This is a genomic window from Mycobacterium sp., from assembly GCF_008709575.1.
Taxonomy (GTDB): Bacteria; Actinomycetota; Actinomycetes; order Mycobacteriales; family Mycobacteriaceae; genus Mycobacterium.
The window spans coordinates 1-574 of the sequence record NZ_VYIK01000502.1; the positions used below are offsets into that span (position 1 = coordinate 1).

A 574-nucleotide genomic window follows, 5' to 3' on the forward strand; every position below is an offset into this window, starting at 1 on the left:
CCGCAACACCTTCCGCTACGCCTCGCGTAAGTACTGGGACAAGATCAGCGTCGATCTCAAACCGATCTACACCGCGGCCAACGCGAATGAGGCCCGGTTGCGTTACGAGGAGTTCGCCGAGAAATGGGGCAAGCCCTACCCGGCGATCACACGATTGTGGGACAACGCGTGGGACGAGTTCATCCCATTCCTGGACTACGACGTCGAGATCCGCCGCGTATTGTGCTCTACCAACGCAATTGAGAGCCTCAACGCCCGCTACCGCAGGGCGGTGCGCGCACGCGGACACTTCCCCAACGAGCAGGCCGCCCTCAAGACGCTCTACCTGGTGACCCGGTCACTAGATCCCAAGGGTACCGGGCAGACCAAGTGGGCTATACGCTGGAAGCCGGCGCTCAACGCCCTGGCGATCACGTTCGCCGATCGCATGCCAGTTGCTGAAGAACGCTGACCGAAAGAAAAATCCGAGAAATGCCACTTACACCGAATATCGGACAGTCCCGTCTATTTTTTTCTTAATGAAGCCTCCCGGGTTTCGTGCACACCTTCTTTTGAGGGAAGGATGGCACGATGC

The 574-nt window shown here is 58.5% G+C and carries 1 protein-coding gene; it reads left to right on the forward strand.

Annotated elements, in window-relative coordinates; translation table 11 throughout:
- Positions 1–451: transposase (locus F6Q13_RS19825; protein WP_293060103.1), on the forward strand; the 451-nt coding region annotated here is incomplete at its 5' end.
- Between the last annotated feature and the right edge of the window lie 123 nt (positions 452–574).